The organism is Streptomyces sp. NPDC012769 (assembly GCF_042901205.1).
Classification (GTDB): domain Bacteria; phylum Actinomycetota; class Actinomycetes; order Streptomycetales; family Streptomycetaceae; genus Streptomyces.
In genome coordinates, this window is record NZ_JBIBCP010000002.1 from 655,634 (window position 1) to 679,940 (window position 24,307).

General features: G+C 70.1%; 34 protein-coding genes. 7 read left to right on the forward strand and 27 right to left on the reverse strand.

What is annotated here, in order from left to right; translation table 11 throughout:
- Positions 1-70 precede the first annotated feature (70 nt).
- Entirely contained in the window at positions 71-718 is a 648-nt protein-coding gene (locus tag ACFY7C_RS11785; protein WP_389647577.1) for a TetR family transcriptional regulator, read from the reverse strand.
- A gap of 317 nt (positions 719-1,035) precedes the next feature.
- Entirely contained in the window at positions 1,036-1,239 is a 204-nt protein-coding gene (locus ACFY7C_RS11790) for a hypothetical protein (RefSeq protein WP_389647581.1), read from the reverse strand.
- 150 nt (positions 1,240-1,389) lie between these two features.
- Here ACFY7C_RS11790 and ACFY7C_RS11795 point away from each other — a divergent pair, with 150 nt between their 5' ends.
- A complete protein-coding gene (locus tag ACFY7C_RS11795; protein WP_389647584.1) occupies positions 1,390-1,620 on the forward strand; it encodes a helix-turn-helix domain-containing protein in 231 nt (76 codons plus the stop codon).
- A 44-nt stretch (positions 1,621-1,664) separates the two neighbouring features.
- On the opposite strand, the gene tgmC is transcribed toward ACFY7C_RS11795, so the two are convergent.
- From tgmC to ACFY7C_RS11825, 6 genes are all read right to left on the reverse strand, one after another.
- Positions 1,665-2,771, reverse strand: coding sequence for an ATP-grasp peptide maturase system methyltransferase (gene tgmC, locus ACFY7C_RS11800; RefSeq protein ID WP_389647588.1), 1,107 nt, complete (start codon positions 2,769-2,771; stop codon positions 1,665-1,667).
- Complete coding sequence (tgmB, locus tag ACFY7C_RS11805) at positions 2,768-3,718, reverse strand: ATP-grasp ribosomal peptide maturase (protein ID WP_389647591.1); 951 nt, start codon at positions 3,716-3,718, stop codon at positions 2,768-2,770. The genes tgmC and tgmB overlap by 4 nt, the downstream gene beginning before the upstream one ends.
- Entirely contained in the window at positions 3,715-4,008 is a 294-nt protein-coding gene (tgmA, locus tag ACFY7C_RS11810; RefSeq protein WP_389647594.1) for a putative ATP-grasp-modified RiPP, read from the reverse strand. Before tgmA ends, tgmB begins: the two co-directional genes overlap by 4 nt.
- A 229-nt stretch (positions 4,009-4,237) precedes the next feature.
- On the reverse strand, positions 4,238-4,459 hold the full coding sequence (locus ACFY7C_RS11815) for a hypothetical protein (protein WP_389647597.1): 222 nt from the start codon (positions 4,457-4,459) through the stop codon (positions 4,238-4,240).
- Entirely contained in the window at positions 4,456-4,944 is a 489-nt protein-coding gene (locus ACFY7C_RS11820; RefSeq protein ID WP_389647600.1) for a hypothetical protein, read from the reverse strand. The genes ACFY7C_RS11815 and ACFY7C_RS11820 overlap by 4 nt, the downstream gene beginning before the upstream one ends.
- Positions 4,941-5,531: a hypothetical protein gene (locus ACFY7C_RS11825; RefSeq protein WP_389647603.1), complete on the reverse strand. Its 591-nt coding sequence runs from the start codon at positions 5,529-5,531 to the stop codon at positions 4,941-4,943. Before ACFY7C_RS11825 ends, ACFY7C_RS11820 begins: the two co-directional genes overlap by 4 nt.
- A 244-nt stretch (positions 5,532-5,775) precedes the next feature.
- On the opposite strand from ACFY7C_RS11825, the gene ACFY7C_RS11830 reads away from it, so the two are divergent.
- Positions 5,776-7,173 (forward strand): helix-turn-helix domain-containing protein, encoded by a 1,398-nt coding sequence (locus ACFY7C_RS11830; RefSeq protein ID WP_389647606.1) that lies wholly within the window; start codon positions 5,776-5,778, stop codon positions 7,171-7,173.
- Here the strand turns inward: ACFY7C_RS11830 and ACFY7C_RS11835 are convergent.
- Both ACFY7C_RS11835 and ACFY7C_RS11840 read right to left on the reverse strand, forming a co-directional pair.
- Positions 7,133-7,672, reverse strand: a complete 540-nt coding sequence (locus ACFY7C_RS11835) for an NUDIX hydrolase (protein ID WP_389647609.1) — start codon at positions 7,670-7,672, stop codon at positions 7,133-7,135. The genes ACFY7C_RS11830 and ACFY7C_RS11835 overlap by 41 nt on opposite strands.
- Positions 7,673-7,784: 112 nt before the next feature.
- Positions 7,785-8,468 carry an HNH endonuclease family protein gene (locus tag ACFY7C_RS11840; RefSeq protein WP_389647612.1) on the reverse strand — a complete coding sequence of 228 codons (684 nt, stop codon included), beginning with the start codon at positions 8,466-8,468 and terminating at the stop codon, positions 7,785-7,787.
- A gap of 199 nt (positions 8,469-8,667) precedes the next feature.
- Between ACFY7C_RS11840 and ACFY7C_RS11845 the strand changes: the two genes are divergently transcribed.
- Both ACFY7C_RS11845 and ACFY7C_RS11850 read left to right on the forward strand, forming a co-directional pair.
- The gene (locus ACFY7C_RS11845; RefSeq protein ID WP_389649461.1) at positions 8,668-8,928 is read left to right on the forward strand and encodes a DUF6233 domain-containing protein; all 261 of its coding nucleotides are present in this window, start codon (positions 8,668-8,670) and stop codon (positions 8,926-8,928) included.
- A gap of 48 nt (positions 8,929-8,976) precedes the next feature.
- Complete coding sequence (locus ACFY7C_RS11850; protein WP_389647615.1) at positions 8,977-9,180, forward strand: hypothetical protein; 204 nt, start codon at positions 8,977-8,979, stop codon at positions 9,178-9,180.
- 351 nt (positions 9,181-9,531) lie between these two features.
- On the opposite strand, the gene ACFY7C_RS11855 is transcribed toward ACFY7C_RS11850, so the two are convergent.
- Positions 9,532-10,467 (reverse strand): Ku protein, encoded by a 936-nt coding sequence (locus tag ACFY7C_RS11855; RefSeq protein WP_389647618.1) that lies wholly within the window; start codon positions 10,465-10,467, stop codon positions 9,532-9,534.
- Positions 10,468-10,813: 346 nt separating this feature from the next.
- On the opposite strand from ACFY7C_RS11855, the gene ACFY7C_RS11860 reads away from it, so the two are divergent.
- Positions 10,814-11,191, forward strand: coding sequence for a hypothetical protein (locus ACFY7C_RS11860; protein ID WP_389647621.1), 378 nt, complete (start codon positions 10,814-10,816; stop codon positions 11,189-11,191).
- Positions 11,192-11,406: 215 nt separating this feature from the next.
- Entirely contained in the window at positions 11,407-11,613 is a 207-nt protein-coding gene (locus ACFY7C_RS11865; RefSeq protein ID WP_389647624.1) for a cold-shock protein, read from the forward strand.
- Between the two features lie 187 nt (positions 11,614-11,800).
- Here the strand turns inward: ACFY7C_RS11865 and ACFY7C_RS11870 are convergent, their stop codons facing one another.
- The 10 genes from ACFY7C_RS11870 to ACFY7C_RS11915 all read right to left on the reverse strand — a co-directional run bounded on the left by ACFY7C_RS11870 (position 11,801) and on the right by ACFY7C_RS11915 (position 20,673).
- A complete protein-coding gene (locus tag ACFY7C_RS11870; RefSeq protein ID WP_389647627.1) occupies positions 11,801-12,064 on the reverse strand; it encodes a hypothetical protein in 264 nt (87 codons plus the stop codon).
- Positions 12,061-12,294, reverse strand: coding sequence for a hypothetical protein (locus ACFY7C_RS11875; protein WP_389647629.1), 234 nt, complete (start codon positions 12,292-12,294; stop codon positions 12,061-12,063). The genes ACFY7C_RS11870 and ACFY7C_RS11875 overlap by 4 nt, the downstream gene beginning before the upstream one ends.
- 14 nt (positions 12,295-12,308) lie before the next feature.
- Positions 12,309-13,223 carry a peptidoglycan-binding protein gene (locus tag ACFY7C_RS11880; RefSeq protein WP_389647632.1) on the reverse strand — a complete coding sequence of 305 codons (915 nt, stop codon included), beginning with the start codon at positions 13,221-13,223 and terminating at the stop codon, positions 12,309-12,311.
- On the reverse strand, positions 13,223-13,450 hold the full coding sequence (locus ACFY7C_RS11885; protein ID WP_389647635.1) for a hypothetical protein: 228 nt from the start codon (positions 13,448-13,450) through the stop codon (positions 13,223-13,225). Before ACFY7C_RS11885 ends, ACFY7C_RS11880 begins: the two co-directional genes overlap by 1 nt.
- Positions 13,451-13,513: 63 nt before the next feature.
- Positions 13,514-14,020 (reverse strand): hypothetical protein, encoded by a 507-nt coding sequence (locus ACFY7C_RS11890; RefSeq protein ID WP_389647638.1) that lies wholly within the window; start codon positions 14,018-14,020, stop codon positions 13,514-13,516.
- A 10-nt stretch (positions 14,021-14,030) separates the two neighbouring features.
- Positions 14,031-16,775, reverse strand: coding sequence for a hypothetical protein (locus ACFY7C_RS11895; protein WP_389647641.1), 2,745 nt, complete (start codon positions 16,773-16,775; stop codon positions 14,031-14,033).
- Positions 16,776-16,783: 8 nt separating this feature from the next.
- The gene (locus tag ACFY7C_RS11900) at positions 16,784-19,036 is read right to left on the reverse strand and encodes a hypothetical protein (RefSeq protein ID WP_389647644.1); all 2,253 of its coding nucleotides are present in this window, start codon (positions 19,034-19,036) and stop codon (positions 16,784-16,786) included.
- Positions 19,037-19,245: 209 nt separating this feature from the next.
- Positions 19,246-19,752, reverse strand: a complete 507-nt coding sequence (locus ACFY7C_RS11905; RefSeq protein WP_389647647.1) for a hypothetical protein — start codon at positions 19,750-19,752, stop codon at positions 19,246-19,248.
- Positions 19,752-20,222, reverse strand: coding sequence for a phage tail tube protein (locus ACFY7C_RS11910; protein WP_389647650.1), 471 nt, complete (start codon positions 20,220-20,222; stop codon positions 19,752-19,754). Before ACFY7C_RS11910 ends, ACFY7C_RS11905 begins: the two co-directional genes overlap by 1 nt.
- 13 nt (positions 20,223-20,235) lie before the next feature.
- Positions 20,236-20,673, reverse strand: coding sequence for a minor capsid protein (locus tag ACFY7C_RS11915; RefSeq protein WP_389647653.1), 438 nt, complete (start codon positions 20,671-20,673; stop codon positions 20,236-20,238).
- A gap of 66 nt (positions 20,674-20,739) precedes the next feature.
- On the opposite strand from ACFY7C_RS11915, the gene ACFY7C_RS11920 reads away from it, so the two are divergent.
- A complete protein-coding gene (locus ACFY7C_RS11920) occupies positions 20,740-21,255 on the forward strand; it encodes an HNH endonuclease (protein WP_389647656.1) in 516 nt (171 codons plus the stop codon).
- Here the strand turns inward: ACFY7C_RS11920 and ACFY7C_RS11925 are convergent.
- Genes ACFY7C_RS11925 through ACFY7C_RS11950 form a run of 6 tightly spaced genes read right to left on the reverse strand, consistent with a single transcriptional unit; the run spans position 21,252 to position 24,306 of the window.
- Positions 21,252-21,584 carry a hypothetical protein gene (locus ACFY7C_RS11925; RefSeq protein WP_389647658.1) on the reverse strand — a complete coding sequence of 111 codons (333 nt, stop codon included), beginning with the start codon at positions 21,582-21,584 and terminating at the stop codon, positions 21,252-21,254. The two genes, ACFY7C_RS11920 and ACFY7C_RS11925, sit on opposite strands and share 4 nt — an antisense overlap.
- A gap of 17 nt (positions 21,585-21,601) precedes the next feature.
- Positions 21,602-21,916 (reverse strand): hypothetical protein, encoded by a 315-nt coding sequence (locus ACFY7C_RS11930; RefSeq protein ID WP_389647661.1) that lies wholly within the window; start codon positions 21,914-21,916, stop codon positions 21,602-21,604.
- Positions 21,913-22,332: a hypothetical protein gene (locus ACFY7C_RS11935; RefSeq protein WP_389647664.1), complete on the reverse strand. Its 420-nt coding sequence runs from the start codon at positions 22,330-22,332 to the stop codon at positions 21,913-21,915. The genes ACFY7C_RS11930 and ACFY7C_RS11935 overlap by 4 nt, the downstream gene beginning before the upstream one ends.
- A gap of 13 nt (positions 22,333-22,345) precedes the next feature.
- Entirely contained in the window at positions 22,346-22,855 is a 510-nt protein-coding gene (locus ACFY7C_RS11940) for a hypothetical protein (protein ID WP_389647667.1), read from the reverse strand.
- A gap of 3 nt (positions 22,856-22,858) precedes the next feature.
- Complete coding sequence (locus ACFY7C_RS11945; RefSeq protein ID WP_389647670.1) at positions 22,859-23,230, reverse strand: hypothetical protein; 372 nt, start codon at positions 23,228-23,230, stop codon at positions 22,859-22,861.
- A gap of 11 nt (positions 23,231-23,241) precedes the next feature.
- Positions 23,242-24,306 (reverse strand): major capsid protein, encoded by a 1,065-nt coding sequence (locus ACFY7C_RS11950; RefSeq protein WP_389647673.1) that lies wholly within the window; start codon positions 24,304-24,306, stop codon positions 23,242-23,244.
- Between the last annotated feature and the right edge of the window lies 1 nt (position 24,307).

Genomic DNA, 24,307 nt, shown 5'->3' on the forward strand with positions numbered 1-24,307 from the left:
AGCTCGGAGCTCGGGCCGGGACGCGGTACGGGGTCGGTGCGGCGCCCGTCCCGCCTCGGCGGCGACCCGGTCAGTCGCGCCAGCGGGGCGCGAGCGCCGGTCCGAGGTGGTCCAGATAGCGCTCGGTGAGGGCGCGGATCGCCTCCAGGGTCGGGTCGTCGCTCCGGCCCCACAGCTGCCCGGTCACCCGCATGACGCCGCTGAACGCGGCGACCGCGATCCGGGGGCGCGGGTCCTCGTCGACGTCGAGCCCCTCGCGTTCGGCGATCAGACGGGAGATGGTCTCCTCCATCTCCGTGGAGCGGCGCAGGTGCACGGCGAGGAGGGCGGGCGTCGACTCGATGAGCTGGAAGGTGCGGAGGTACAACTCGACCGGGACGACCTCGGCGATCGCCTCGCCGATGGTGTCCCAGGCACTGAGGACGGCGTTGCGCAGGGCGTCGAACGGGCCCTCCTCGGCGGGCCGTTCGGCGAGCGCGCCGATGAACCGCTCCTCCACCATCTGCTGGACGGCGAAGGCCACGTCCTCCTTGGTGGCGAAGTAGCGGAAGAAGGTGCGCTGGGAGACGTCGACGGCGTCGGCGATCTCGTCGACGGTGGTCCGCTCGTACCCCTGCGTGGTGAAGAGCTCCAGGGCGACCCGGATCAGCGCGTCACGGGTGCGCTGCTTCTTGCGCTCGCGCAGACCGGGGACAACGGTCACGTCGGCGGTCCTCATTCCGGTCCTCTTTTGGTCACTTCGTCCGGCTCAGCGTACCTGTGAGCTACGTGACAGTTACCGGCGCGTGAATCGCTTTGTCAATTGTCAGTCGCTGACACTAGCCTCGTATGCATGACTAGTCAGACCACCGTGGAAAAGGCCCCGCAGGGTCAGGGGGGTGACCGGGCGCCGCTCGCGGCCCCGGCGAAGGGACTGCGCGGCCACCCGTGGCTGACGCTCTTCGGCGTCGGTAATACGCCTTAGCTACGTAAGTCGGCTGAGGTGCGACGAAGCCCCGAGCCGGATTCTGCCCGGCGCGGGGCTGTCGTGTTGCGTCAGAGCTGACCCTCGTAGAGGCGCAGCATGATGTCCTGAAGCTGGGCCAGCGCAACGGCCAGGTTCCCGGGCGGGGCGGCGTGCAGTGCGGCATGCTCCGTGCAGGCGTACACGTCTTCACTGCCGGCCAGCGCAACGATCATCGTCGGGATGCCTTCGGCTGACTTGGTGGAGCCGCAGGTTTTGCATCTGGTGTCGCGCATGTTGCTCCAGTCGGTCCGCTGCGGGCGGGCCGCGAGCCTCTGACCTGCGCCTGATGGCGCGTCTCGGGGTGGTTCCCTAGCCAGTTCAAGATCAAACGTTTTACCTCGTCAGGTAAAGACAATTGATCTTGGGCGGCGGACGTTGGGGGGATGCCCACTGCACAGCCCGCCTGGGTGCTCGTCCGTCGCCAGGCGATCGGGCTACGCATCCGCAGCGCACGAGAGCACGCAAACCTGTCCCAGGAGGCGCTAGGCCAGCGCGTCGGGGTCGACAACAAGACCATCCACCGCATCGAGCACGGCACGTCAGACCCAAGCCTCGGTCTGCTCATCCAGATCGCCGACGCGCTCAACGTGCCCTTCTCCAAGCTCGTGGAGTAGCCCCGACCGGAGGCGACGGCCGGGGCTACGTCGGAGCCTTCAGGTCACCAGCAGATCCGCTGCCCCTCAGGCCCGACTGTGACGATGAACGAGGCCAGAGCAGGCTGGCCGGCGCGCGTCCAGCGCAGCAGGTCGTCCTCGATCCGGTCCCACAGAGCGTCGCCGCCTCCCTGCCGGACGGCCCACGTGTCGCCGTCAGGGCGTACCGCGGCCCACGCGCCGCTCTCGACGTCGAGGAACACGTGCTCGTCGCCGAGCATCAGCCGCTGTGCTCGAGGAGCTGCGGCCTGGGTGATCAACCGGGCCGTCCAGTAGTCGATCACGCCTGGGTGAACAAGGACCTCGCGTTCGGTGCCGTCCATCTCGGGCAGCATCCCGATCGGTGGAGGCAGGTGCGGGCGGGCGAGCATGAACGACACCTGGTCGCCGAGGAACCGACCGATCGCCGTGCCGTCCTCGTTGACGGTGAGTCGGACCATTTCCGAGGCGTGGAGCCAGCCGACGATGGTGGCCACGATGTGCCCGCGGGGGCGGACCTGTTCGAGCCAGTCCGGGGGGATCTCGCGGACGCCGACGGTCGCGACGAGCCGGTCGTACGGGGCGTTCTCCTTGAAGCCGTGCAGGCCGTCCCCGTGCGCGAGGTCGGGGTGCATGCCGCATGCGGCGAGCGCCTGGCGGGCGCGGGTCGCTACGTCCTGGTCGTATTCGATGGCGGTCACCAGGTCGTCGCCGAGCCGGTGGCAGGCGAGGGCCGTGGATGCGCCGGTGCCCGCACCGACCAGGAGTAGGCGGTCGCCATCCCGGATCCGCGCTGTCTCCATGATCTGGACGACGAGGCCGGGCAGGGTGCTGCTGCTCGTCGGCTCCCGGTAGATACGGCCCTCGATGTCGCCTGGGACGACGGTGCCGGCGATCTGCGTCACGAGGGACTCGTTCGTGTAGCAGGCGGACAGCCATGCGGGATCGTCCGGCATGACGGGCTCCCAGGCGGTGGGCCTGCCCTTGGCGTCTACCCGGCGGAAGAACCCGCCGCGCAGGAACTCGTGGCGGGGCACCTGGAGAACGGCTCGTCGCCATTCGGGTGACCGGAGGATGCCAGCTTCGGTGAGCTCGTCCGCGAGCCGGGCCCGCAGCTCCTTGTCATCGGTCATCGCTTCCGCTCCAGAAGGTCGGCCATGGCCGCGACCATGGGCAGGCCGGTGTGGGGCTCCATCCACGCCCACTGGCCGCTGGGGTTGCACTCCAGGAACCACCATGTCCCGTCGGCGCCGATGGCGAAGTCGAAGGCGCCGAAGACCAAGCCGAAGTGGTTCATGTACCGGCGCAGTCCGTCGGCGACGCCAGCTGGCGGCGCGACGACGGAGTAGGTGAGCCGCTCGTAGTCGGTGCGCCAGTCGAGCAGGCCGGAGTCGATCCGGATGTAGAACGCCCGGTGTCCGATGACCGTCACCCGGACGTCGGCGACCTTGTCGACGCGCCGCTGGAAGAGGTGGGCGGTGCCCCTGATGCGGTCGTCGACCTGATCGGGGGTCACCTCGTCGACCTTGACCGAGCACGGGACGTCGTCTATCCGGTAGACCGGGTTCGACAGCGGCTTGTAGATCGTCGGGCCGTGCGTCTTGATGAAGTCGCGGACGGCGTCCGGCTCGGAAGTGATCAGGGTCGGCGGGACCCTCAGGCCGGCCGCGACGGCGGTGGTGAGGCCGGCGGGCTTGAACTCGGCGTCGCCGATGCGGTGCGGGTGGTTGACGTACAGGCAGCTGGGCAGCGCGGCGAGGACGCCGCCCAGGCCGTACCGGGCCTGCGTGAGCGCGAACCGGGCGTCCTGCTCGTCGAGGTGGGTGAATGCGAACCCGGACGGTCGGCGGTAGTACAACGACCGCACGGCGGACAGGTCCGCGGAACGGGTCGGCGTCGTGACCGTGCCCGCGATGCCTCGCGGCGACGTGATGGTGGCCGCGACCGACAAGGTGGCGGGGAAGTCCCCGGAGTCGAGCCGCACGACCGGGACGTTCCGGTCGTGCAGTTCGCTGATCACCAGGTCGGCCGTGGGGTCGTCGACCATGGTGACGACCAGCACCGGACCAGTATTCGTCACTGGTCGCCGTCGCTGCCCGAGTCGGTGTCAGTGCTCGTCGCGGTGCCGTCGGGCGAGGTTCCGGTGGACGGCTGTGTGCCGGTGCTCGTGCCGTGCGCCGGCATCTCCATGACGGCCCCGGACGCGTCCCTGTAGATCGCGGTCTGCGTGACCGGGTCGATCGATGCGGACGCGTACGACGGTGCCATCGAGGGGTACGGCGCCATGCGGTCGACGCCCCAGGGGGTGGGCGTCGCGGTGCCCGTCGGCAGGGGGGTGCTCGTGGGGAACCTGTCGTTGTGCTGGAACACGGTGCCTCCGGTAGGTGAGTGTGTGGATGGCTCGATCGCCGCGAGCGCGCCGACCTTGTGAAAACCCGCCTGCCGGCAGGCTGTAGGCCGGACTGCTACGGCGGCCGTGTCGGTGGGGAGCGTGCGTAAGGGGCCCCGGCCGACGGCCTGTCGTGGACGGGACCGGTGCGGCGGCCGGGGCGGTTGTGCCCTGCCCGTGACGGTCGGCGCTTTCGCCACGGGCAGGGGATCAGGGGGCGCGGCGTCCGGCGGCCCGTCGGGGGTTCTGGCGCAGGCCGCCGACGTGGGGCTCGGCGAGCTCGGGCGCGAGCGGTCGGTGGCGGACGCACTCGGGGTCGCCGAGCTTGTGCCAGTACATGAGGGCATGAGTGCCGCGCTCGCCGTCGTCCGGAATCATGACCGCGTCCCGGGTGATCGGCTTCTCGCAGTACCCGCAGTACCGAAGACTCATCCCACCCTCCGTGGCGCTGCAACGCGGGTCGTCGTGATGCCGCTCCAGAGCCGACCGCTGTCTCTTGCAGCAGCCAGGACCGTGGGGGAATCGGTCCCCTCGTCGAGACGTGCGTCCAAGGCCACGGAGAGACGGATGTACCCACTGGCAGCGGCCAGGGTGTACCAGGCTCCGTCCACCTGCCCCTGGAGCACCAGGTGCTCGTGCCCGTAGTCGAGGAACACACGGCCCTCGGCGAGGTAAGCGCGGCGCACGAAGTGGCGGGACGACTGCCACGACGGGGTGAGGCCGAGGCCGGCGGCGATGCCGAGCATGTCCCGGGAAACGGTGGGATGGTCTTCCCTCCACTCCAGGGGGTCATGGGCAAGGAACAGGTGGCAGGAGCGACCAGACGCCGACACAGCGATGCCGGGTACGACTCGGATGCGGCCGAGGCGGTCGGCGCCAGGCGGCGGCGCGTACGTGGGCATGTCGGTCTGGATCACGAGGCACCGGCCTTCGCGTGCCGCAGCAGATGCCGGCCGCGCTCGACGAACTCCGCCACCGCCCCGGGGTCGCACAGGGATCCGGGACCCTTCATGGGCACCGTCCAGTAGACGAGTGCGCCGTGCGGGCTGTTCCGGCTCGGGTCGGGCACGCCCACGTACGTGCCGCTGCCAAGGCATTCCGCGTACGGAGCGTCCAACTTGTCAGCCCACTCTCGCCGCAGGGGCACGCTGGGGGGCACGAGCGCGTAGTACCGGGCGCTGCCCTGGTCGACGAACACGGGGCCGCCGAAGAGCATCACCTCGAGGAAGTCGCTCACCTTGGTGACCTCCGCCGAACCGACCGCAGCGTGCACGAGCTCGGCTTCCATCCGGACGGCGGAGAACAGCACCCCGCACTTCAGTAGCGCAATGCCGGTGCGCTGCCACTCCTTGCGGGCGTCGCCCACGCTGGCAGTCGAGAGCAGCAACCATGCCCGCGCCGCCGCCTCGCGCTCCTGCCGGGAGACAACCCGCAGGGCCGCGTCCGCCGTCGGGTCCTGCCTCCTGTACGCGCGAGGCGGTCGCGCGAGGGTTTCCTCATGCATGTGGGGCCTCTCGATTTCGGTAGGCCCCAGGTCCGTGGAGGGAGATCCCTGTTTCCGTACTCGGTCGGGGCCGCGTGGTCACACCTTCACGCTGGCGCGCTGCTCGCCGCCATGGCGGCCGCGCCATGAAAATGACGCTGCGTCATCTCGTGGCTGTGAACTCCACACGGAGTTCACAGCGGACATGTGAAAACGACTCAGCAGGCGGGAGACTCCCCAGTACCTTGGCGTGCAGGAGGTGCCGATGCCGCGCAGCGACGGGAAGCGAGCGGTGGCTCGGTCGATCGTGGCCGAGGCGAACGCTGCGAGTTGGACGGCCTGGCAGACAGCGGCCGCCATCGCAGAACGGACAGAGTGCAGCCTGCTCCAGGCGCACCGACTGGCCCGCGACTGGACCCTCGCGGAAGCGCGCCAGCAGCTGGCAGCGGCAGGTGCCCGTGTCACTGTGCAGCAGCTCTCCGGCTGGGAGAACGGGAAGGGCCGCCCGGCCGACGACAACCTCGACCGACTGTGCCGCATCTACGCCACCCGGCCTGACCGGCTCGGGTACGGGCACGACTACACCCCAGCCGGAGAGGCTGCGGTGGCGCCAGCGAGTGCACCGTTCCGGCCCGACCGTAGTTCAGCGTCCTCGTCGCCAGGCGCCAGCCAGCCGACATCCCTGGCGGCACTGCGGGCCAGTGCCACCGCGCTGCTCACGGGCGGCGTGCCGGAGACTACCCTCGACCAGCTGGATCGACGTGCGACCGAGCATGGGCTCGAGTACCAGATCCTCCCGCCTGCGGAGTTGCTTGCCGGCTCGGTTGCCGACTTCCAGACGGTGAAGGGACTGCTCGTGGGGCGCCAGTCTGCTGACGTCCGCGCCCGCCTGTGTCGGATCGCCGCGCAGCTCGCGGGCACGACCGGCATAGCGCTTGTCGCGCTCGGCGATCACCGCGAGGCGCGTGCCTGGTACCACCTCGGTCAGCTGCTCGCTGAGGAGACCGGCGACCGGGCACTGCGCGCGTGGCTGCTCGCGCGCGAGGCGGTGATCCCCTTCTACTTCGGGGCGCCGGCAGCGGCGCTCGCGCTGGCTGAACGGGCCCGGCTCGTCGCGGGCTCGGCGGTGTGCGCGACGGCCGCTTGGGCCCCCGCCCTGGAGGCCAGGGCCCTTGCGCGTATGGGCCGCTCGCGGGAAGCGCAGGATGCGCTCAAGCTCGCGCAGACGGCGTTCGCGCGGCTCAGCGCGGCCGACACCTCGGACACGGCGTACGGCTACACCGAACGGCAGCTCGTGTGGCACAGCGGCAGCATGTGGACCACGCTCGGCGACACCCGCCGAGCCCAAGCGGCGCTCCAACAGGCCCGAGAGATGTACGCACCCAGCGAGCATCTTGACCGGGCACTCATCGCGATGGACGAGGCGCAGAGCCTCGTGGCGGTCGGCGAGGTCTCGGTCGCATGCCGGGCGACCGAAAGCCTGCTCCTCGGGCTGCCACGGGAGCACCTCACCGGCATTGTGGTCTCGCGGGCGCGGGAAGTGCTCGCAGCAATCCCAGGCCGGGCGTCCGACACTCCGCCGGCGCGGGACCTGCGCGAGCTCGTGAACTCGGTGCCGGCGCTTACCGCGGGCGGCGCGCCAGCAGTTGAAGCAGGCCCGTGACAGCCACACCCGCCACGATCTGCCGTGCGTCGATGAGGCCCTGGACGTCGTCAAGCGGATGCCACTCGATTCGGTCGGCCTCGTGGGTGTCGACTGGTTCGGCGATCTTCCGTGCACCGCGGGCGAGGTACACGTGGTGCTTCGCGTCGCACATGCCGCCGATCGGCTCGTTGTAGGCGAGCGGTGACAGGTTCTCCGGCTTGATCTCATAGCCGGTTTCCTCGAGCACTTCCCGTACGGCGGCGGCCTCTGGCGTCTCGCCGTCCTCGACGATGCCGCTCGGGATCTCCCACGACCATGAGCCGGTGGCGAACCGGTGGCGCCACATCAGCAGCACGCGGTCAGACTGGTCGAGCAACACGACGGCCGCGACCGGGGCCAGCTTGATCAGGTGGTGCTCGTAGCGGTCGCGCCCTGGCGGCTCGACGTCGACGAGGTCGAGACTTACCCAGGGGCTGGTGTAGACGGAGCGCGCCCCGTGCACTGTCCATTCGCTCATGGTGATCACCCTTGCACAGCCCATGATCGTGGAGAAGGGGTGCGGACCTGAGGCCAACTGGAACGACAAAGGCGCCCCCTCCGCGACGGCGGAGGGGGCGCGGTGCTCGGTGTTACGGGGCGACGACGTAGTGGACGACCTGCTCGGAGCAGGGGCCGCCGGCGTAGACGCCGATGGCATCGATCTCTGCCTGGTCTGCGGTCAGGCCCCAGCGGAGCTTCGTGGCGACCCACTCGCCGAGGTAGCGGCAGGTGGCGCTCGGGGCGGGCGGCATCCACTCGGATGGGTCTTGGTCGGCCTTGGAGCGGTTCGTGCGTGCGGTGACCGCGACCAGCGACGTGGCGGCGTCCTGGTCGTTGGCGTACGCCTCCCGGCGCTTCGCGTCCCATGCCGAGGCGCCGGAGTCCCAGGCTTCGGCGAGCGGGACCATGTGGTCGATGTCGAGCGCGGCGGGGTCGGTGACTTCCTGCTCGTCGTAGTACGACAGCCACTCGCCGCCAGACAGCTTGCAGCCGACCACGACGGTCGGCGCTTCGGTCGCCTCGGTCAGGAGGACCTCATTGCGGGTGTGGCAGCCGTCTCCCCGGTCCAACCCGGCGTTCCAGTGCTTGAACTTCGTGCGCTCGTAGCCTGTGCGGGACTCGTCGGCGACGGGAATCTCGTTGACGGCGTAGGTGAGGGGGAAGGTGTGGGCATCGCCGGGGCTGGCCGCAGCTGCCTGCGCGGCGGCTGGGACAGCGAGCGAGGCCAGAGCAAGGGTGAGCGCGGTGAAGCCGTGAGCTAGGTGCTTGATCATGGCCGCAGGACTACCGGCTGGCTGGCCTCGGGCCGGACGAGACGGGCGGCGAGTCAGTCTCCAGGGGGAACGGCGTCACCCGGAGAAACGATCAACCGCCCCTGGAGCTAGAATCGAACATGTGTCCGCACTGCCGCCTGATCTCCCACGCCTTCGGACCCTGAGGGTCTGGCTGAGCTACGTCCTCTCCGAGGTCGACATGAAGATCGCGCGCTTGGAGAGGGAGCAGAGGGCCGCAGCACCGATCCGGGCCCGGCGTGAGCCTCCTGAGTGGGTGCTCTCCTACCGCCGGCAAGGCGGCCGGCCCGTGCCCGATTCCGTGCACCGAGGTGATTGCCGCATGACCAGCAGCCACACCCAACCTCTCACTCGCGAGCAGGCTCTGCGTGCGCTGAGCGACGGCCGGATCCGGGCGTGCGAAATCTGCCGGGCGGATACGGAGCTGGGCCTCCTTGAGTGATCGGGATGGCGGCCGGATGTTGTCGGTGGCAGGTCGTACGATCCGGTCGTGGCAATCGAACTGTCTGCCGAGCTGATTCAGCTTGAGCAAGAAGCGTGGGCGGAGATTCAGGCTGGCAGCCTGACGACGGAGACCGCAGAGGCGGTACAGGCAGCGATCACGACGCACGCCAAGAACATCAAGATGAACCGGTACGAGGTGGAGATGGAACTGAAGCGTCGCGTCCGTAGCCGGCAGCCGATCGGCAGCTGACCGACGGCGGTACACGCCGAAGCCGCCCCCTCCCGCCACGAGCGAGAGGGGGCGGTGTTCTACCTGCTGAGCCCGTGAGGTGCCGCGTAGCCGCTCGCCTTCAGCGCCCAGGAGTACTCCTCTGAGGCCGTTTTCAAGGCATTCCAGGCGGCCGTGAAGGTGAGTAGGTCACCTTCCTGCGCCGCCTTGTCAAGCCTCTCGTGAAGGCGTACGTACTGCCGCACGAGCTGTGCTGGGACCTCGGGCATGGTGGTGCTCCTTCCCTCCGCCGTCCGGCGGGGCGGCGGCACAAAGTACATCCACACCACGAATTCCGCGCGCCCGGCGGAAGCTCCCCGCCCGCCAGAGCGTCTACGCCGACTTCCGGCGGCCCGACGTGGTCTTCGCCGCCGTCTTCTTGGCGGGGGCCTTCTTCGCTGCGGCAGGCTTCTTCGCCGCGGCCTTCTTCTTCGGCTTCGGCATCTCGTGCACCGTGCCGGGCGCACCGCCCTCGCCGCGCGACTCCCGCGCCTTCGCCACACTGGCCTCCAGCGCCGCCATCAGGTCGACGACCGGCGCGGTCGGCGCCTCTTCGCCCGCCACGGCCTTCGGTTCGCGGTGCTCCGCCTTCGCCTCGATCACCTCATGCAGGGCCTCGGTGTAGTGGTCCTTCAGCGCGTCCCCGAGGTCGGCCAGGTGCTCCAGGCTCATCGTCTCCAGCAGCGCGAGCGCGCCCTCGATCTCCTGATCAGTGATCTCGGTGTCGGGCGGGGCGATCGAGGCGGGAGAGCGGATCTCGTCGCCCCAGTGCAGGCCCTGGATCACCAGCGCCTCGCCGAGCGGCCGCATCAGCCCGAGGCGCTCGCGGCCGCGGAGCGCGTACTTCGCGACGGCCACCTTCTCCGTGCGGTCCAAGGCCTTGCGGAGGAGGGTGTAGGGCTTGGCCGCGACCGGGCCGCTGGGCCGGGCGTAGTAGTCGCCGGCGCCGTAGGAGACGGGGTCGATGGAGTCGGCGTCGACGAAGGCGACGATCTCGATGGCCTTGGCGGTCGGCAGCGGCATGGTCGCCAGGTCCTCGTCCGTGATCGGGATCAAGGTCTCCTTGTCGACCTCGTAGGCCTTGCCGATCTGGTCCTCGGTGAGGACTTCGCCGTCGATGTCGCACCGCTTCTGGTAGCGGATCCGGCCGCCGTCCTCCAGGTGGATCTGCCGGAAGTGGACGTCGTGCGACTCGGTCGCCGGCTCCAGGCTGATCGGCACGGTGACGAGACCGAAGCTGATCGCGCCGGTCCACATCGGACGGGGCATCGCTACTCCTCTAGGACGCCCCCCTGGGGTCTGGCCTCAGGCTATGCGGACTCGCGTCGTGATCGCACCCCTCGGTGGACCTGAGGGTGAAGCGCGCCTTCAGCGCCGAGAGCAACGGCCAGGCCCACAGTGGTCCCGCATGGCGGAAGTCGCCCCTTCGCCCGGGGGTGGAGGGGGAGCCGGGGGGGGGCGAGCTGATTCCCGAGCGGGGGCGCCGGATGGACTTGACAGACTCTGTCACGCACCGTGTCTAATCGAATACGGAGCGCTACCATTCGACCCTTACTGGCGCCCGCCGTGTGTGATCGCAGGCACAGCGGGCGCGCCTTCGAGAAGGGACATGTTGATGGCTGATGGTGTGACGCTGTACAGCGAACCGGACTTCAAGGGCGAGAGCTGCTTCGTACCGTGGGACGAGAAGACGTACTCGCTCGCGGCGACGGGCCTGGACAAGATCGCCTCCGTGAAGGTCAACCAGGCCCAGCGACTCTTCGGCCACATCCACGTGCGTCTGTACCTGGACAAGCCGGAGCGCCTTTACGACCTCGCTGACGGCAGTCACGCCGACTTCCCGGATGGCACTGCGGACACCGGGAAGCATGCCTCGGCCGGGTGGCTGCAGGTGGTGAACTACCGCTCCGGGCTTGCGTTCGCCGGCAGGCCCAACGATCCCAAGCTCTCGCCGACGGCCGTACGGGAGATTCACGAGACGCTCCCGGCCTGACCCCGCCTCGACCGGATGAGGAGTCCCGGCCGGCCTCTGCGGGTCGGCCGGGACTCCCGTCTGCCGGTCACGCAGCGCGCCCACAGCGTGCCGGTGACGCTCGGCCGTCACCCGGGCGGGTGACCGGGCCCTCGCGGGCGCATGGGTGGTGTGCGCACGGAGATGATCCAATCCGCGCCGGGGCGACCGCCTCGGGCTTACGGAAGGTTGTGGAGATGGTCCATCAGGGCATTGTGAAATGGTTCAACGCGGAGAAGGGCTTCGGCTTCATCGCCCCCGATGATGGAGGGCCGGACGCGTTCGTCCCGGCTTCAGCCCTCCCGGGAGGAAGCGGCAGCCTGGAGGACAATCAGCGGGTCGAGTACGAACTCGCCGAAGGCACCAAGGGTCCCCAGGTGGAGAAGGTGACCGTCATCCGCTGACGCCCCCCGGCGCATGAGGGCCCCAGCACAGGCGTGCAAGGGAGGGCTCGCTGGTGGGCTGTGCCTATGCCTCAGCCGCTGGGCTCCGGCGGTCGACGAGCTGCTCGGTCCTCACCAGACGAGGCAGGGTAGGCCCCGAGGAACGACGAAGCTGCCCCCTCCGCCGTGGCGGAGGGGGCGCGGTGGTTCAGCGGGCTGCGAGCTCGTACAGGGCGATCCCGAGGCCGGCCAGGCCGCACACGGCGGCGATCGATGGGAGCGGCCAGCGACCGCGCTCCAGGGCGTCGAGGCGGGTCTCGTGGTCGGCGAGCTGCTTGTCGGTCTGGTCACCACGCTGGACGAGGAGAGCGAGCGAGCCGTCGACCCGAGCGAAGCCGGCCTCCATCGTGCCGCGGAGCCGCTCCAGTTCGACGGCCACCGCGACGGGCTCGGCGGGCGAGGGTGTGGTCATGAGGCCGGGCCTCCCTTGTCGACGAGGCCGAGGCCGACGCGGTCGAGCAGCTGCTCGACCCCGGGCAGGGCCATGACGCGGGCGAGGCCGCCCGCGACGGCCAGGGCGCCGACAACCCACGGCAGGGACGCGGGGATGCCGGAGGCGTCGACGATCGCGGGCAGCACGACGGCGATGCCGACGGCGCCCTGGAGGATGGTGCGGACGGTGCGCTTGGTGGCGGTGCTCATGTGGGGGTGCTCCTTCACTTGATCTTGGGGACCTTGAGAGCGGTCCAGGAGGTCTTGCCGGGCCAGCCGTCGGCGTCGTCGCCCCGGTATCCGAGCTTGCGCTGCCAGGCGGCGTAGGACTGGCGGTCGGCCTCCGACCAGCGCGGGCCGGGCCCGACCTTGTACCGGCCGCAGCCCTCGGCGACGAGGCGCCGGCCCATGGCGGTCACGATCGGCGAGTCCGGGTTGGCCTTGAAGAACGACGTGCCGGGGAACGGCTCGTACTGCGGCCTGGGCGTGGGCTTGGCGGCCGGGGGCTTGGGCTTGCCCGGGGCGGTGGCGAGGCGCTTCTCGACCCGGCCGCGCATGCCCGGCATGCTGACGCCGCGCGGGTCGGTCTTCCAGTCGGACCACTCGGCGTGGCCGATCACGGAGCGGGCGCCCCATCCGTGGGCCCGGCACAGCGCGGCCGAGACGCGCTCGATCGCGAGCAGCTGCTCGGCCGGCCACGGGTCGGTGCCGTTGCCGAGGTTGATGCACTCGAAGCCGTAGAACCGGCTGTTGCCGTCGACGGCGCCGTCGCTGCCCTGGTGCTTGCGGGGGGCGGGAGGCCGGTCGCGGTAGGTCTCGGTGATGACGGCCTGGAGGACGGACGGGTCGCCGCCGCCTGCGTGGTTGGCGCGGCCGTTGCCGACGAGGTGGACGGTGCCGTCCTTGGCGATGACGCCGTGGCACAGCGGGCCGGGCAGGCCCTCGTAGCCGTTGTAGCAGAGCTCGACCGAGGACCTGGTGCCGGAGCTCACGGTGTGGTGGATCATCACGCCGACCACCGGCCCCCAGGCGCCGGCCTGGTTGCGGTGGTGGGTGCGCCAGCCGTCGTGCTCGACGACGGTCACGCCTTCGGCGCGGAGCGCGGCGAGCAGCCGGTCCGCGGTCAGGGGAGTGGCCATCAGGCGGTGTCCTTCCTCGTCGGGAGCGCGGCCCGGACGGCGGCGTCCTTGGACTCCAGGAGCTTGCGGAGCGCGACGGTGAGTTCCGGGCCGTCGAGATTGGGCAAGTCGGCCAGACCGTGGGCGAGCTCCGCGTAGAGCTGGCTCATCTCGCGAAGTGGCGTGCGCAGGTGGTCGTAGGCGAAGTACCGCAGCACGTTGGCGACGGCAGGGTGGCGCTCGGGCACGGGGCCTCCAGAGATCACGAAAGCCCCGGCCGGATCGGCGCGGGGCGGGTAGTGGTGGGCGGGTCAGGCGACGCGGCGCAGGCGGATCCAGGAGTCGGCGTGTACGTAGGTGGGCACGGCGTTGGTGGCGACCTGGGCCCACCGCAACGCGAAGGTGCCGGACGCGCCGGCCGTGATGAGCGTGCCGACGGGGATGATCGCCATGCGGGTGATCCCGTTGGCGGGCTGGCCGCGGACGGAGGAGAGATTGCCTGCGGTGACGTCCTGGGTCGTCAAGTTCGCGGGCCCCGATGTGCCGCCGCTCGTCCACTGGAGGGTGGCGCCTGCAGGCCCGGACCAGCCGAAGTTGGCGCCGGTCGTCGCGCTCGCGCCGGCGTTCTGGCTGTAGATCACGTAGCCGGTGAGTTCGTACCGCGCGTTCGCCGCTACGGACAGGGCGAGTTCGGAGTCAGCTGCCATGGTCGCGTTGGTCCGCTGCTCGTCGGCCAGCTTGGTGACTTCCAGCGGCATGAGCGACGAGAGCAGTTCGGGCGTGAGAATCTGCCCGGCATACAGGGACGGGTAGGGCACGGGAAGCTCCTCAGAGAGCGAGGGGAACAGGCTGGGCCAGCGAGACCTTCGTCCCGGCCGGGTGAGACTTCACGACGCCGTTGACCGAGCGGACGACGGTCGCGGTCTGCGTGGTCGTGGTGCCGGTGATCGCGGTGACAGTCACCTCCTCGCCGCCGACGACCACGTTGAACGGGAACTGGCTGCCGAAGGCGGCGGAGTCAATCCAGCGCTGCAGCCCAGGCGCGGTGACGAGGGTCAGGGTCGTAGCCGTCGTCGTCGCCCCAGCGCCGCCGAGCGTGCAGCCGCTGCTGTCCAGGCGCCCGCGCTCGGGGTCGCTGGTGACCGCCACGGTCCACGGCCCGGCCGGGACACAGGTCAGAGTCACGTACCACGTACGGACGCCCGGTGTCTCGGTGATGCCCTGCACCAGGAGGTCGATCGGGCCGGGCGGCAGCCACGGGGGCAGGCCCGTGATCTGGACGCGGTCGCCCAACTCCAACGCCAGGAAGTCCCGAATCAGGTGAGGCCGCTTATGCAGCGCCAGCCGGATCGTCGGGTAGCGGGCCTCGTCCCACGTGCCCAGGTGCAGAAGCCACCACGCGATCGGCTCGATCTGGTCGTCTGAGGCGAGGGACAGGTCGACCGAGTCGTCGTACACGCCGACACCGTCGGGCGGGGCCTGCACGGACATCGGCCCTGTCTCCAGCACCGCTCGGGCTGAGGAGCCGCGGATGCGGTTGACGGTGCGGTCGTTGCGGGTGCCCTGATCGTCCTCCACAGGGTCGAGGTCGGGTTCGACATCTCCGTACGCCAAGATCAGCTTCGGGGTCTGGTTGTAGAGGGTGGCCCGTTCGCGGTACACGAGCGAGGCGTCCTCCCGGGCCTCCGCAAGCAGGCCGCCGTCGCTGTCGGCGCACTCCCGCAGCAGGTCCAGCAGCGTGGCCGGCGGTTGTGGCCCCATGGCCTGACTGAGCAACTCCCGGTCCTGGTAGACCGCCACACGCACGGTCCCAGACTCCTCGGTGCTGAGCCGGACGAGGCGGTCGGAAGCGGCCTCTCCCACGAAGCCGTGGTCCGCGAAGGCGTACGCGGGACCGATGACGAACGCCTGGGACCAAACGGTGATGTGGCCGACGCGGATGTCCGGCAGTCCGGCGCCGAACCGGGTGTCAACCTGAGTGACCTGGCCGACGCTGCCCGCGTACACGTTACTGATTCCCGTGGTGCCGCCGTTCACCTGTGTCCACGCGACCTGCCAGCTGACGTTGCTGCCGCTCTGCTGGGCGTTGAACTCCAGGCGCCACCATCCGTCGAAGAACTCGGCGTCGCTGCCGATACCCACATCGACGATGAGATCGCCGGCAGCGTCGTACCCGAACACGTGGCTCCCGGTGGCGCCCATGGTCAGTCGCCACCGGCGGACCGTGCCCGTGGTCTGCCACGAGAGCATCTCCTGCTCGGCAGCCGGTGGGGTGCCGTCCACGTGGTACGGCATGCACAGCGACCATGCGGTCGATGCTGGCGTGGGCGGGGGGACGGCTCCGCGCATGGTGCCGCCGGGCGCGATCGCCGGGAGGGGGGCCGAGCCGCCGAGGGTGTCGTCCTGGCCGAAGTCCCACCCGGACACGCGCAGGGGGCGGTTGTTGGCGAGCGGCGAGTAGGCGTGGGTGGCACCTGCGGCGTCCTCGCATGGCCAGTACGCGAGCAGCGACGCCCGGCTGGGCAGGCGGCGGCGCAGTGTGCTGCCGAGTGCCTTGCGGCCCTGGCTGAGTCGCCGCAGCGTACCGGACGCGTCGAGAGTGACCCAGACGTCCTGTCCGGACGGCGCCCAGCGGGGCGGCCATGAGGACACCTCGCCGACGAATCGATGCTGCCTGTCTCTGATGCTGGCCCCATTGGCGATGCTCCAGGTCTTGCCCGTCCCGTCGGCGAAGCTGGTGGTGCCCGGCGCCTGGTCACTGAAGGACGGGTTCGCGACGATGAGGCCGTCGATGCCGGACCGGATCTCGACGCCGTAGATGCGGCGCTCGTGGTTCGTGTAGCCGAGCGCCGCGATGTCTCCGACCTCAAGCGCCGACCCGGAGTTGAAGAGGGCGGTGGGCGCGCTGGTGGTGACCGTCTGGCCGATGAGATGCCAGGGGCCGGCGAGGGTGTCGGCGAGGTAGTACGAGACGGTGTATCCACCGAGACCGTTGGAGACGTCGAGGGTGGCGCGGACGGCCTGGCGCTGTGCGAGGGGCCGGATCTTCGGTGAGCGGTGCTCCAGGCTGTTCGTGCCGTCGGGCGACCAGGTGAGCATGAGCTGGCCTTCGCCGGTGACCATCAGCCGCCACGACCGGCCGCCGGCGGAGGCGTACTTTCCGACGAGCTCGTATCCGATACCGGCGCCCGCCCACAGGACCGGCGCGACGTCGACGCGGATGTCGAGGTCGCTGGTGATCCCGAGGGAGGCGTGATGCGGCGTCGTGGCCCGGCCGGCGACGCCCTCGGGTACGTGCAGGTACGGCTCGGCCCCGGGGACGGACACCCGGATTGGCGTGTTGCGGCCGATCTTCCCGTAGTACGGGGAGCGCGGGTTGCGCGGGCTGTACTTGCCGTCCTTGTTGTTGAGGGTCAGCGAGCAGCGCGCCGGGTCGGTCACCGACGCGCCGTCCGGGCGCCCGCGGGTGATGGTGATCGGGGCGCGGGTGTAGGTGTCGGACGTGATGTCCGTCCACACGCCTCCGATCGCCATCTCCACGCGCGCCCCGAGGGGCGTGTCCGGGAACGCCATGAAACCTCCTACTTGCGTTGTCCGAGGACGAGTTGGACGTCGCCGCCTCGGTGTGAGATCGACTGGCGCAGTACGTCGACGAGGAGGTCGCCGAAGCGGGTGCCGTCCGAGCGGAGCTCGATGACGGTCGGCGCGGTTCGGCGTGCTCCGTAGGCCCCGTTCATGGCACTGCCTGAGACGTTGGCGGTCGTCGTGGGGCGGGCCGGGGTGACGAGGTTGGCCATGGTGCGGTCGACGGCGGGTGCACCGGCCTCGATGCCCTGGACGATGCCGGCGGGGATCCAGCGGCCGACCTCGCGTGCCATGACCTTGCTCGGGCTGGCGATGCCGAGGGCCTTGGCGATCGGGCCCGGGATCAAGTTGCGGGCCCAGCCCATGAGGGTGGAGCGCAGCCATCCGCCCATGGCCTGGATGCCTCGCCACAGGCCGTTGACGATGTCCCGGCCCTTGTCGTAGAGCAGGGAGTTGAGGGAGCCGATGGCGCGGACGAGACGGCCGGGCAGGCCCTTGACCCATGTCAGGAGCTGTGAGGCCTTGGTGGCGACGCCCGTCTTGATCCGGTCCCAGTGCGAGAGGAAGTAGGAGACGATCTTCCAGCCCAGGATGTAGTTGAGGATGAAGGACCCGATCGATTTGATCTTGGTCCAGAGCCAGTCCCAGACCTTCCCCGAGTACTCCTTGATCTTGTCCCAGTTGGCGATGATCAGGACCGTCAGGCCGATGATGGCCGCGATCACCCAGCCGATCGGACCCATGGCGATGAGCCACTGTGCGGCCATGACCGCGGCCCAGATCACGGCGCGGGCCGCCATGAGCACGAACTGGCCGACGGCGACGGCGGCCGTCCGGAGGAGCTGCGCGGCGAAGGTGACCATGCCGCGCAGCGCGGCGCCCATCCACGCCGCAGCGGTCCGGGCGGCCGCCACCGTGGCCGCTGCCGCGAGCCGGGCGTACGCCACCAGGCCGACGGCCAGCATGCGCGTCCAACCCGCGATCGCGGCCCACGCCGACGAGGCCATGAGCGCGTTCGCCGCCGCCGCGACCCGGGCGCCGGCGGCGTACGCGATCGAGGCGACCTTCGCCGCCACGAGCACCGTGGCGATCGCCGTGAGGACTGGAGTCGGAGTGTTGCTGATGACGGTGGCCAGTGCGTTGGCGACCTGGGTGAGCGCGCCCATCAGCGGGGCTGCGGCTACCAGGAGCGCGCCGAGCGCCTTGGCCAGGTTCATCACCAGGCCGCCACCCTGACGCGCCATCTCCAGGAAGCGGCCGAATCCCTCGCTGTCCTTCAGGCCGGTGCCCCACTTCGCGAAGGCGCCGGTCATGGCCACCATGCCGCCGGTCACGGTGGTAGACGTCGGCAGGAAGGCCTGCATCAGCCCGGCGAAGCCCTTGGCGAGGTTGCCAATCGAGGTGATGAAGTTCTTCAGCGCCCCGCCGGACGCGGCGGCCATGTCGGCCGTCCACTGCTTGAACCGGGCGCCCTTCACGCCCTTCTCGACCTTGCCGAGCATCTCGCCCAGCGCGCTCGCGGCGGCCTTCACGAACGGCGTCAAGGTCGGGAGCAGCGACCGCAGGAGGTTCAGGCCGCGCGTGTACAGAGGCATCGTCGTACCTGACATCGACGCCGACCACTCCTCGGTGGCCGCCTTCAGCTGCGCCTGCGCCAGCGCCGCATCCCGCGTGGCCTTCGGCATGCCGGCCGTCTGCCGCTGAAACGCCAGCTCGGCGTCCTTGGTCTTGAGCCGGGCCGCCTGATAGGCCTTCTCGGCCTTCGTTGCGAGGTCGGAGCCCTGGGACTTCAGCTTCGCGGCGAGCTGCGCCTTACGGGCCTCGTCCTCCTGCGCCGCCGCGAGCTTGTCCGCGGCCTCGGCCGCCTCCTGCATCAGTGCAACCTGCGGCTTCACCGCCACCTTGAACGCTACGACGGCCAGGCCGGCCGCCGTGGCACCTGCGGCGAGACCGCCCAGGGCTGCGGCGAGAGCGGCGACGGACGGCAGCCCGGCTCCCACGCTCGCGGCGGCCGGACCGATCTTCTTCAGCACCGTGACCGCGACGCCGGAGTAGTGCCGGATGCCGTCCGCCAACCCGCGGCCGGCGGCCTCGCCTTCGGAGATGAACCGGCCTCGGAGGTCGCGGAGTTGACCCTCGGTGTCGACCGTGAGACCGCGCATGCGCAGGCGTGCGGAGGCGAGGCCCGCGCGCCATCCGGAGTCGTCTGCGCGGAGCACGCCGACGAGTTCACCGACGGTGAGTGCCATCTACCGCACCCCCTTCGTCGGGTTCTTGGGTTCGGGCGGCGCGAAGTGCCGCGAGACGCGGGTCTCGGAGGAGAGCAGGCCGAGGATCCGGACCCGGAGCCAGCGCCACGAGCGGGCCCGCAGCAGCTCCCGGTCGCCGACGTCGATGCCGTAGGTCTCGTGGAGGTCCGCCTCGATCAGCGCCCACTGCTCCAGGAGCGCCGCCCACGTCAGGTCTGGGCGGCCTTGCGGGACCGGCCGGTAGCCCGCGGGGTGCTCGTACCACTCCGCGAGGCCCGTGACGGGGTCGATTTCGCCGCACGGGATGAGGCCCGGCGCTCCGCTCGGTTCGCCGGGCCGGCCTGAGAAGGGTCGCCGCCGGAGTTCCAGAAGCTCTCGGCGGCGTCGAGACCCTGGCTGATCCAGATGACGGCCGTGAGGGCGACATGCCGGAAACGAGGCCAGTCGAGGTGGGCGCGCAGCTCCCCGAAGGTGTCGCCGAGGGCGGCCTCGTACAGGTTCAGCTCGGCGAGGTCGTCGAGCGCGGCAGTGTCCGGCTCGGCGTCCGGGGCGGCGGCCATCTTCAGGCCGGCCTCCATCAGCTTCTCGACCTTCAGGCCGTCCTCGGCGGACGGGCCCGGGATGTGGAAGGTGCGGACCTTGCCGTCTCGGCACTTCACGGGCAGGTCGAGGGAGTCGCCGAGGAACTCCTCCAGAACCTTGAACCCGCCGGCCATCAGGGGGCCACCGGGTTCGCGATGAGGTTGAGGACGCCGGTTCCGGTGAGGGTGGCCTGCACCTGGTCGAGGGCCGTGTACTCGCCGCCCTGCGGCTCCCAGGTCACCAGTGCCTTGCCCTGGTAGGCCTCGGGCAGCCCCTGGCGGTCGTAGAACCGGACGCCGACCTCGCTGGCGGAGCCGTACGAGAAGCTGGCGATGCGCAGCTTCTCGTGGACCGGGCTGTAGGTGGTCGAGTCCGGGCTCTTCTTCCGGTTGAACGTGGCCTCCACGGACCACTCCTGCGCAGTCTTCGTGTTCTCGGCCCAACCGTCGGTGTCGTACGAGCTGGAGTTCTCGATGTTCGGGGGGAACTGGGGCTGGAACTCGGTGATCCCGGGGCACAGCTGCCAGTCCGGGGAGGCGTCGGTGCCCATGTTGATGTCCATGCGCCACCTGCGGGCGAGCGCGGTCTCAGTCGGCGTCGACATGACGCTGTCCTCCTCAGTCGATCAAGTGGGAGCCGGGCCGCTGGGCCCGGAGGTAGTAGTTCGCGGTCATCTCCTGCCGGCCGTGCGGGTCCTGGCCGAGAAGGGCCTGCGACTGGCGCCACACCAGCTGGACCTGGGTGCCGCCGAGTGCGAAGCCCTGCCGGTTGTGGAGCACGTCGAAGACGGCGTCGGCGATGTCGGTGGCATCGAGCGGGTCGGGGCCGGTGCGGATCCAGATCTGGATGCCGGTGGTGACGTCGGTCAGGTCGGAGTCCTCGACGGGGTACGGACTGAGCCACAGGATTCGGTCCGGCGCCTCGGGCCGGGTGCCGTAGCCGATCGCGGTGATGTCTTCGTCGGGCTCGTAGATGCCGCCGGGCCGGTAGACGCCGAGGCTGGCGGCGGCCAGCAGGACGGCGAGGCCGTCCAAGAGATCCCGGGTGTAGGCCACCGAGTCACCTCCTGGAGGTCAACGAAAGCGGTGACAGGGGGCTGACCCGAGCCGTACGGTGCAGAGATGCCAGAAGGAAGATCGGCGATCCCCGCCGCGATGAAGCGCGCCGTGCTCGAAGAGGCCGGCTACGCGTGTGCCGTGCCGACATGCCGGGCGACGACGACCGAGCTCGCACACATCGAGCCGTACGCGAAGGTGCAGGAGCACACCTTCGACAATCTGATCGCGCTGTGCCCGAACTGCCACACGCGGTTCGATCAGAAGAAGGAGATCCCGAAGGCGTCCATCCTCCGGTACAAGGACAACCTTGCGGTCCTCAACGGCCGCTACAGCGACCTTGAACGGCGCCTACTGGAGGAGGCCGTCAAGCTTCCACCGGACGCGGCGTTTCCGATCCACCGCAGCATCACACTGCTCCTGCGCAACCTCGTGGCTGACGGCGTCATCGGGCGGGTCCCCGGCGAGCGCTTCGGGCAGATCTCGTTCGGCGGTCAGCAGGTGGAGTTGTACTTCGCCTTCACGCCTAAAGGGCGGGAATTCGTCAGGCGCTGGCAGGAAGCCGACCCTCTGCTCGACTAGCCGCGCAGCCAGTCCCGCAGCGAGACGGCCATGAGCCGGAGCATCACGTCACGCGAGTCGTTCATCGCCGACTCCAGGTACTTCGCCTGGCGCCCAGGTAGATGGCGCCAGGTCAGCTCTTCGTGCTGCCGGACGGCGTATGGGGTGTCGTAGGTGATCACGCCGTCGAGTCCGTTGACGTCGACGCGGCCCGACCGCTCCAGGGTTCCCTCCTCCAGCGGCACGCGGGAGTTCGAGACGCCCAGCGTGTACTCCAGCGCCCGCTCCAGGCCACGGGACGCCGCACGTCGGCCGCGGCTGGTCCACAGCCGGTCGCCCTGCCAGGACATGCGTGCATGCTGCGGACTCATACGAGCTGTACCTCCAGATGGTCAGGAGTGGGCAAGCCGCCGCCGTCGTGCCGCAGGCTGGCGATGACGGCCGTACGGCGGCCCGACGGCAACCGAACGCGGCTCTTGGCCGGGCAGACCGTCTCCAGCCGGGCGTAGAAGGTCGCGGATGAGATGACCTCGTCGCCCTCGGGGGAGCGGACGAGGCGGGTTTTCTCCTCGACGAAGGCCCGCACTCCGACCGGGGGCCCGTACTGGGGGCCGGACGGGCCGACCCCCAAGTACGGCTCCACTGTGACCTCGTGCCGCAGCCAGATCCCTGGCAGCTTCACGAGGCCACCGCCCCGAGCACGAAGATGTCCGGGGTGAGGTCCGGCGCGATGAGGCTGTCCCAGACTTTGTCTGCCACCTGTCGGCCGGGAGCGTCCGCTCCGGACACGGCGGTCACGGATCGGCTCAGCTCGGCCGAGCCGAGTTTCACCGAGCCCCACCCGGCGCCGGCCGCGCCGGTGGTGTCGCCGATCTCGTCGCCCCACTCCGCCTGCGCGCACACTGCCTCGGCGAACGCCTGCGCCACCACTGCGTTCGAGGGCATGCCCGTGACGCTGTCGACGTCGTACGAGCAGAAGCGGAACACGTGCCGGTCGAGCATCCGGGAGGCCCCGGCAAGCAGCGTCTCGATACCCTCCGGGGCCGGTTGTCCGGTGTATGCGGTGTACTGGGCGGCGGTCGCGTAGACGCGGGCCATGGCGACCACCTCTCTACGCGGACGCGCCGATCAGGACGATGTCGTACGTGACCGTTGTGCCCCCGCCACTGTTCGCGACCTTGAGGATGTCGCCGGTCCCGGCGGTGACGGCGTAGCCGGTGGCGTCGGCCGGGCCGGTGTTCAGGCCGAGCGAGGCGCCCGGCCGGAGGGTGAGCGTGCCGGTGGCGCCGAGGAGCGCCGCCCACGCGTTGGACGTGGCATTGCCGAGGATCACGTTGTTGGTGTTCGCGGCGTCGGCCCGGATGATCAGGCCCTTGATGCGGGCGAAGGTGATGGCCTGCCCGAAGGCGTCGAGGAGGACCCCGGCGAGGTCCAGGTCCTCGGTGGCCGAAGCCGCGAGCTGACGTCGGTCGGAGAACACCTTGTCGGCCTTGCCCGCGCCGGTGCCGGTCGCCCAGCTCGTCGCCGAGCGGACCGACAGCGGCGCGGACGCCGTCGTCAGGTCCAGTGAGCTGGTGAGGGTGGCGTCTGCCGCGATGGACAGGGACGAGGTCAGGGGCATGGATCAGCCCTCCTCGGCCAGGGCGAGGACGGTCTTGCGGGCCTTGCTCGCACGCTCGGAGGCGATGACGCGCGCGAACTCAGCCTCCGCGTCGACCTCGGGGTCCTCGTCCAGGGTGTTGAGGTAGTCGATCACCTCGGCGGCGTCGTGCGCCGCCGGGTCGAACGGCTCATCGTCGCCCGCCGTGTCCCGTCCGGCGGACGAGTTGGCGTCGGGAGCGGCGTCCAGGACGTATCCGCGGCGGCGGAAGTACTCGATCGCCGCCCGGCCCTCCTTGGTGTCGTCGGAGACGACCGCGGCGCCGTCGGTGAAGGCGACGCCGCAGAACTCCCCGCTGAAGCCCGGGTCGGGCGCAGTGACGTGGTACCGGTTCATGAGGTGCCCTCCTACTGGACCTTGATGTTCCGCAGGACGCCACACGCCTTGGTGTTGCGGAGCACCATGGCGACCGGACCCATCTCGATCTCGCCCGACTTGACGGCGCCCGAGGTGGTGAAGTCCGGCATCCACGTTTCGACCAGCGGCTTCCCGGCGACGCTCGCGCCGTGCAGCGCGTCCAGGCCGAAGGACGCGGCGTACAGGTCGGTGAGGCCGGTGATGTTGCCGCCGGCGCCGCCGCCGTCCGCGTCGCGGGTCTCGATCGGGATGATCGGCGCGGTGCCGAGGGCGTTGTCGCCGAGGTCGATGAGCCGCCACGGGCCGTAGGACTCGATCTCGCGGCCGAGGTCGTCCTTGGTCTGGGTGTAGATGCCGGCCCAGCGGCCGAGCGCCCGCATGCGGGTGATGGACTTGGTGTTGCCGAGGATCGCCTTCACACCCGGGGGCAGCGCGCCAGGCTCGCCCTGGTCGCCGCCGCCGGTGTGCGAGGGGATGATCCGGCTGAGGAAGTCGTCGACGAGGTCGAGCTGGGCCATGGCCTCGGCCTGGGTGTCGATGGTGCCGCGGGTCCAGTCGAGGTAGCCGGTGGAGACGCCCTCGGAGGCCGGAAGGTACTCGGTGCTCGTACCGGTCAGTGCCTTGTCCAGGCCATCGAAGCCGTTGACGTCGACTGCCACGTCGCCGTTGATGAGCTCGTCCTGGAACTTCGTCCGGGTGGCCGTGAGCAGCTGCTGCATCTGGAACGTGATCTCGTTGGTCTGCGCGGCGCCGAGGCGGGCGAGAACGCGGTCGATGTCGAACCGGCCGCCGAGCGGCTTGAGCTCGACGGACGAGCGGGCCCGGGTGGCCTGCCCGGCCGTGTACTCGCTGTTGAGGGCGCGGAACGCAGCCTGCCGGGCGGCCGTGAGCCGGGTGTACCCGTAGGTGAGGGTGCCGCCGCCGGTGCCCGGGTTGACCGTGTCGTCGAAGACGATCTGGTCGAGCAGCCAGCTGTACCGGCGGAGGTTGTCGATGACGGCGTAGTCGACGTCGGTCTGCGTGTTCACCTGCGCCTGGGCAAGGGTGATGGGCATG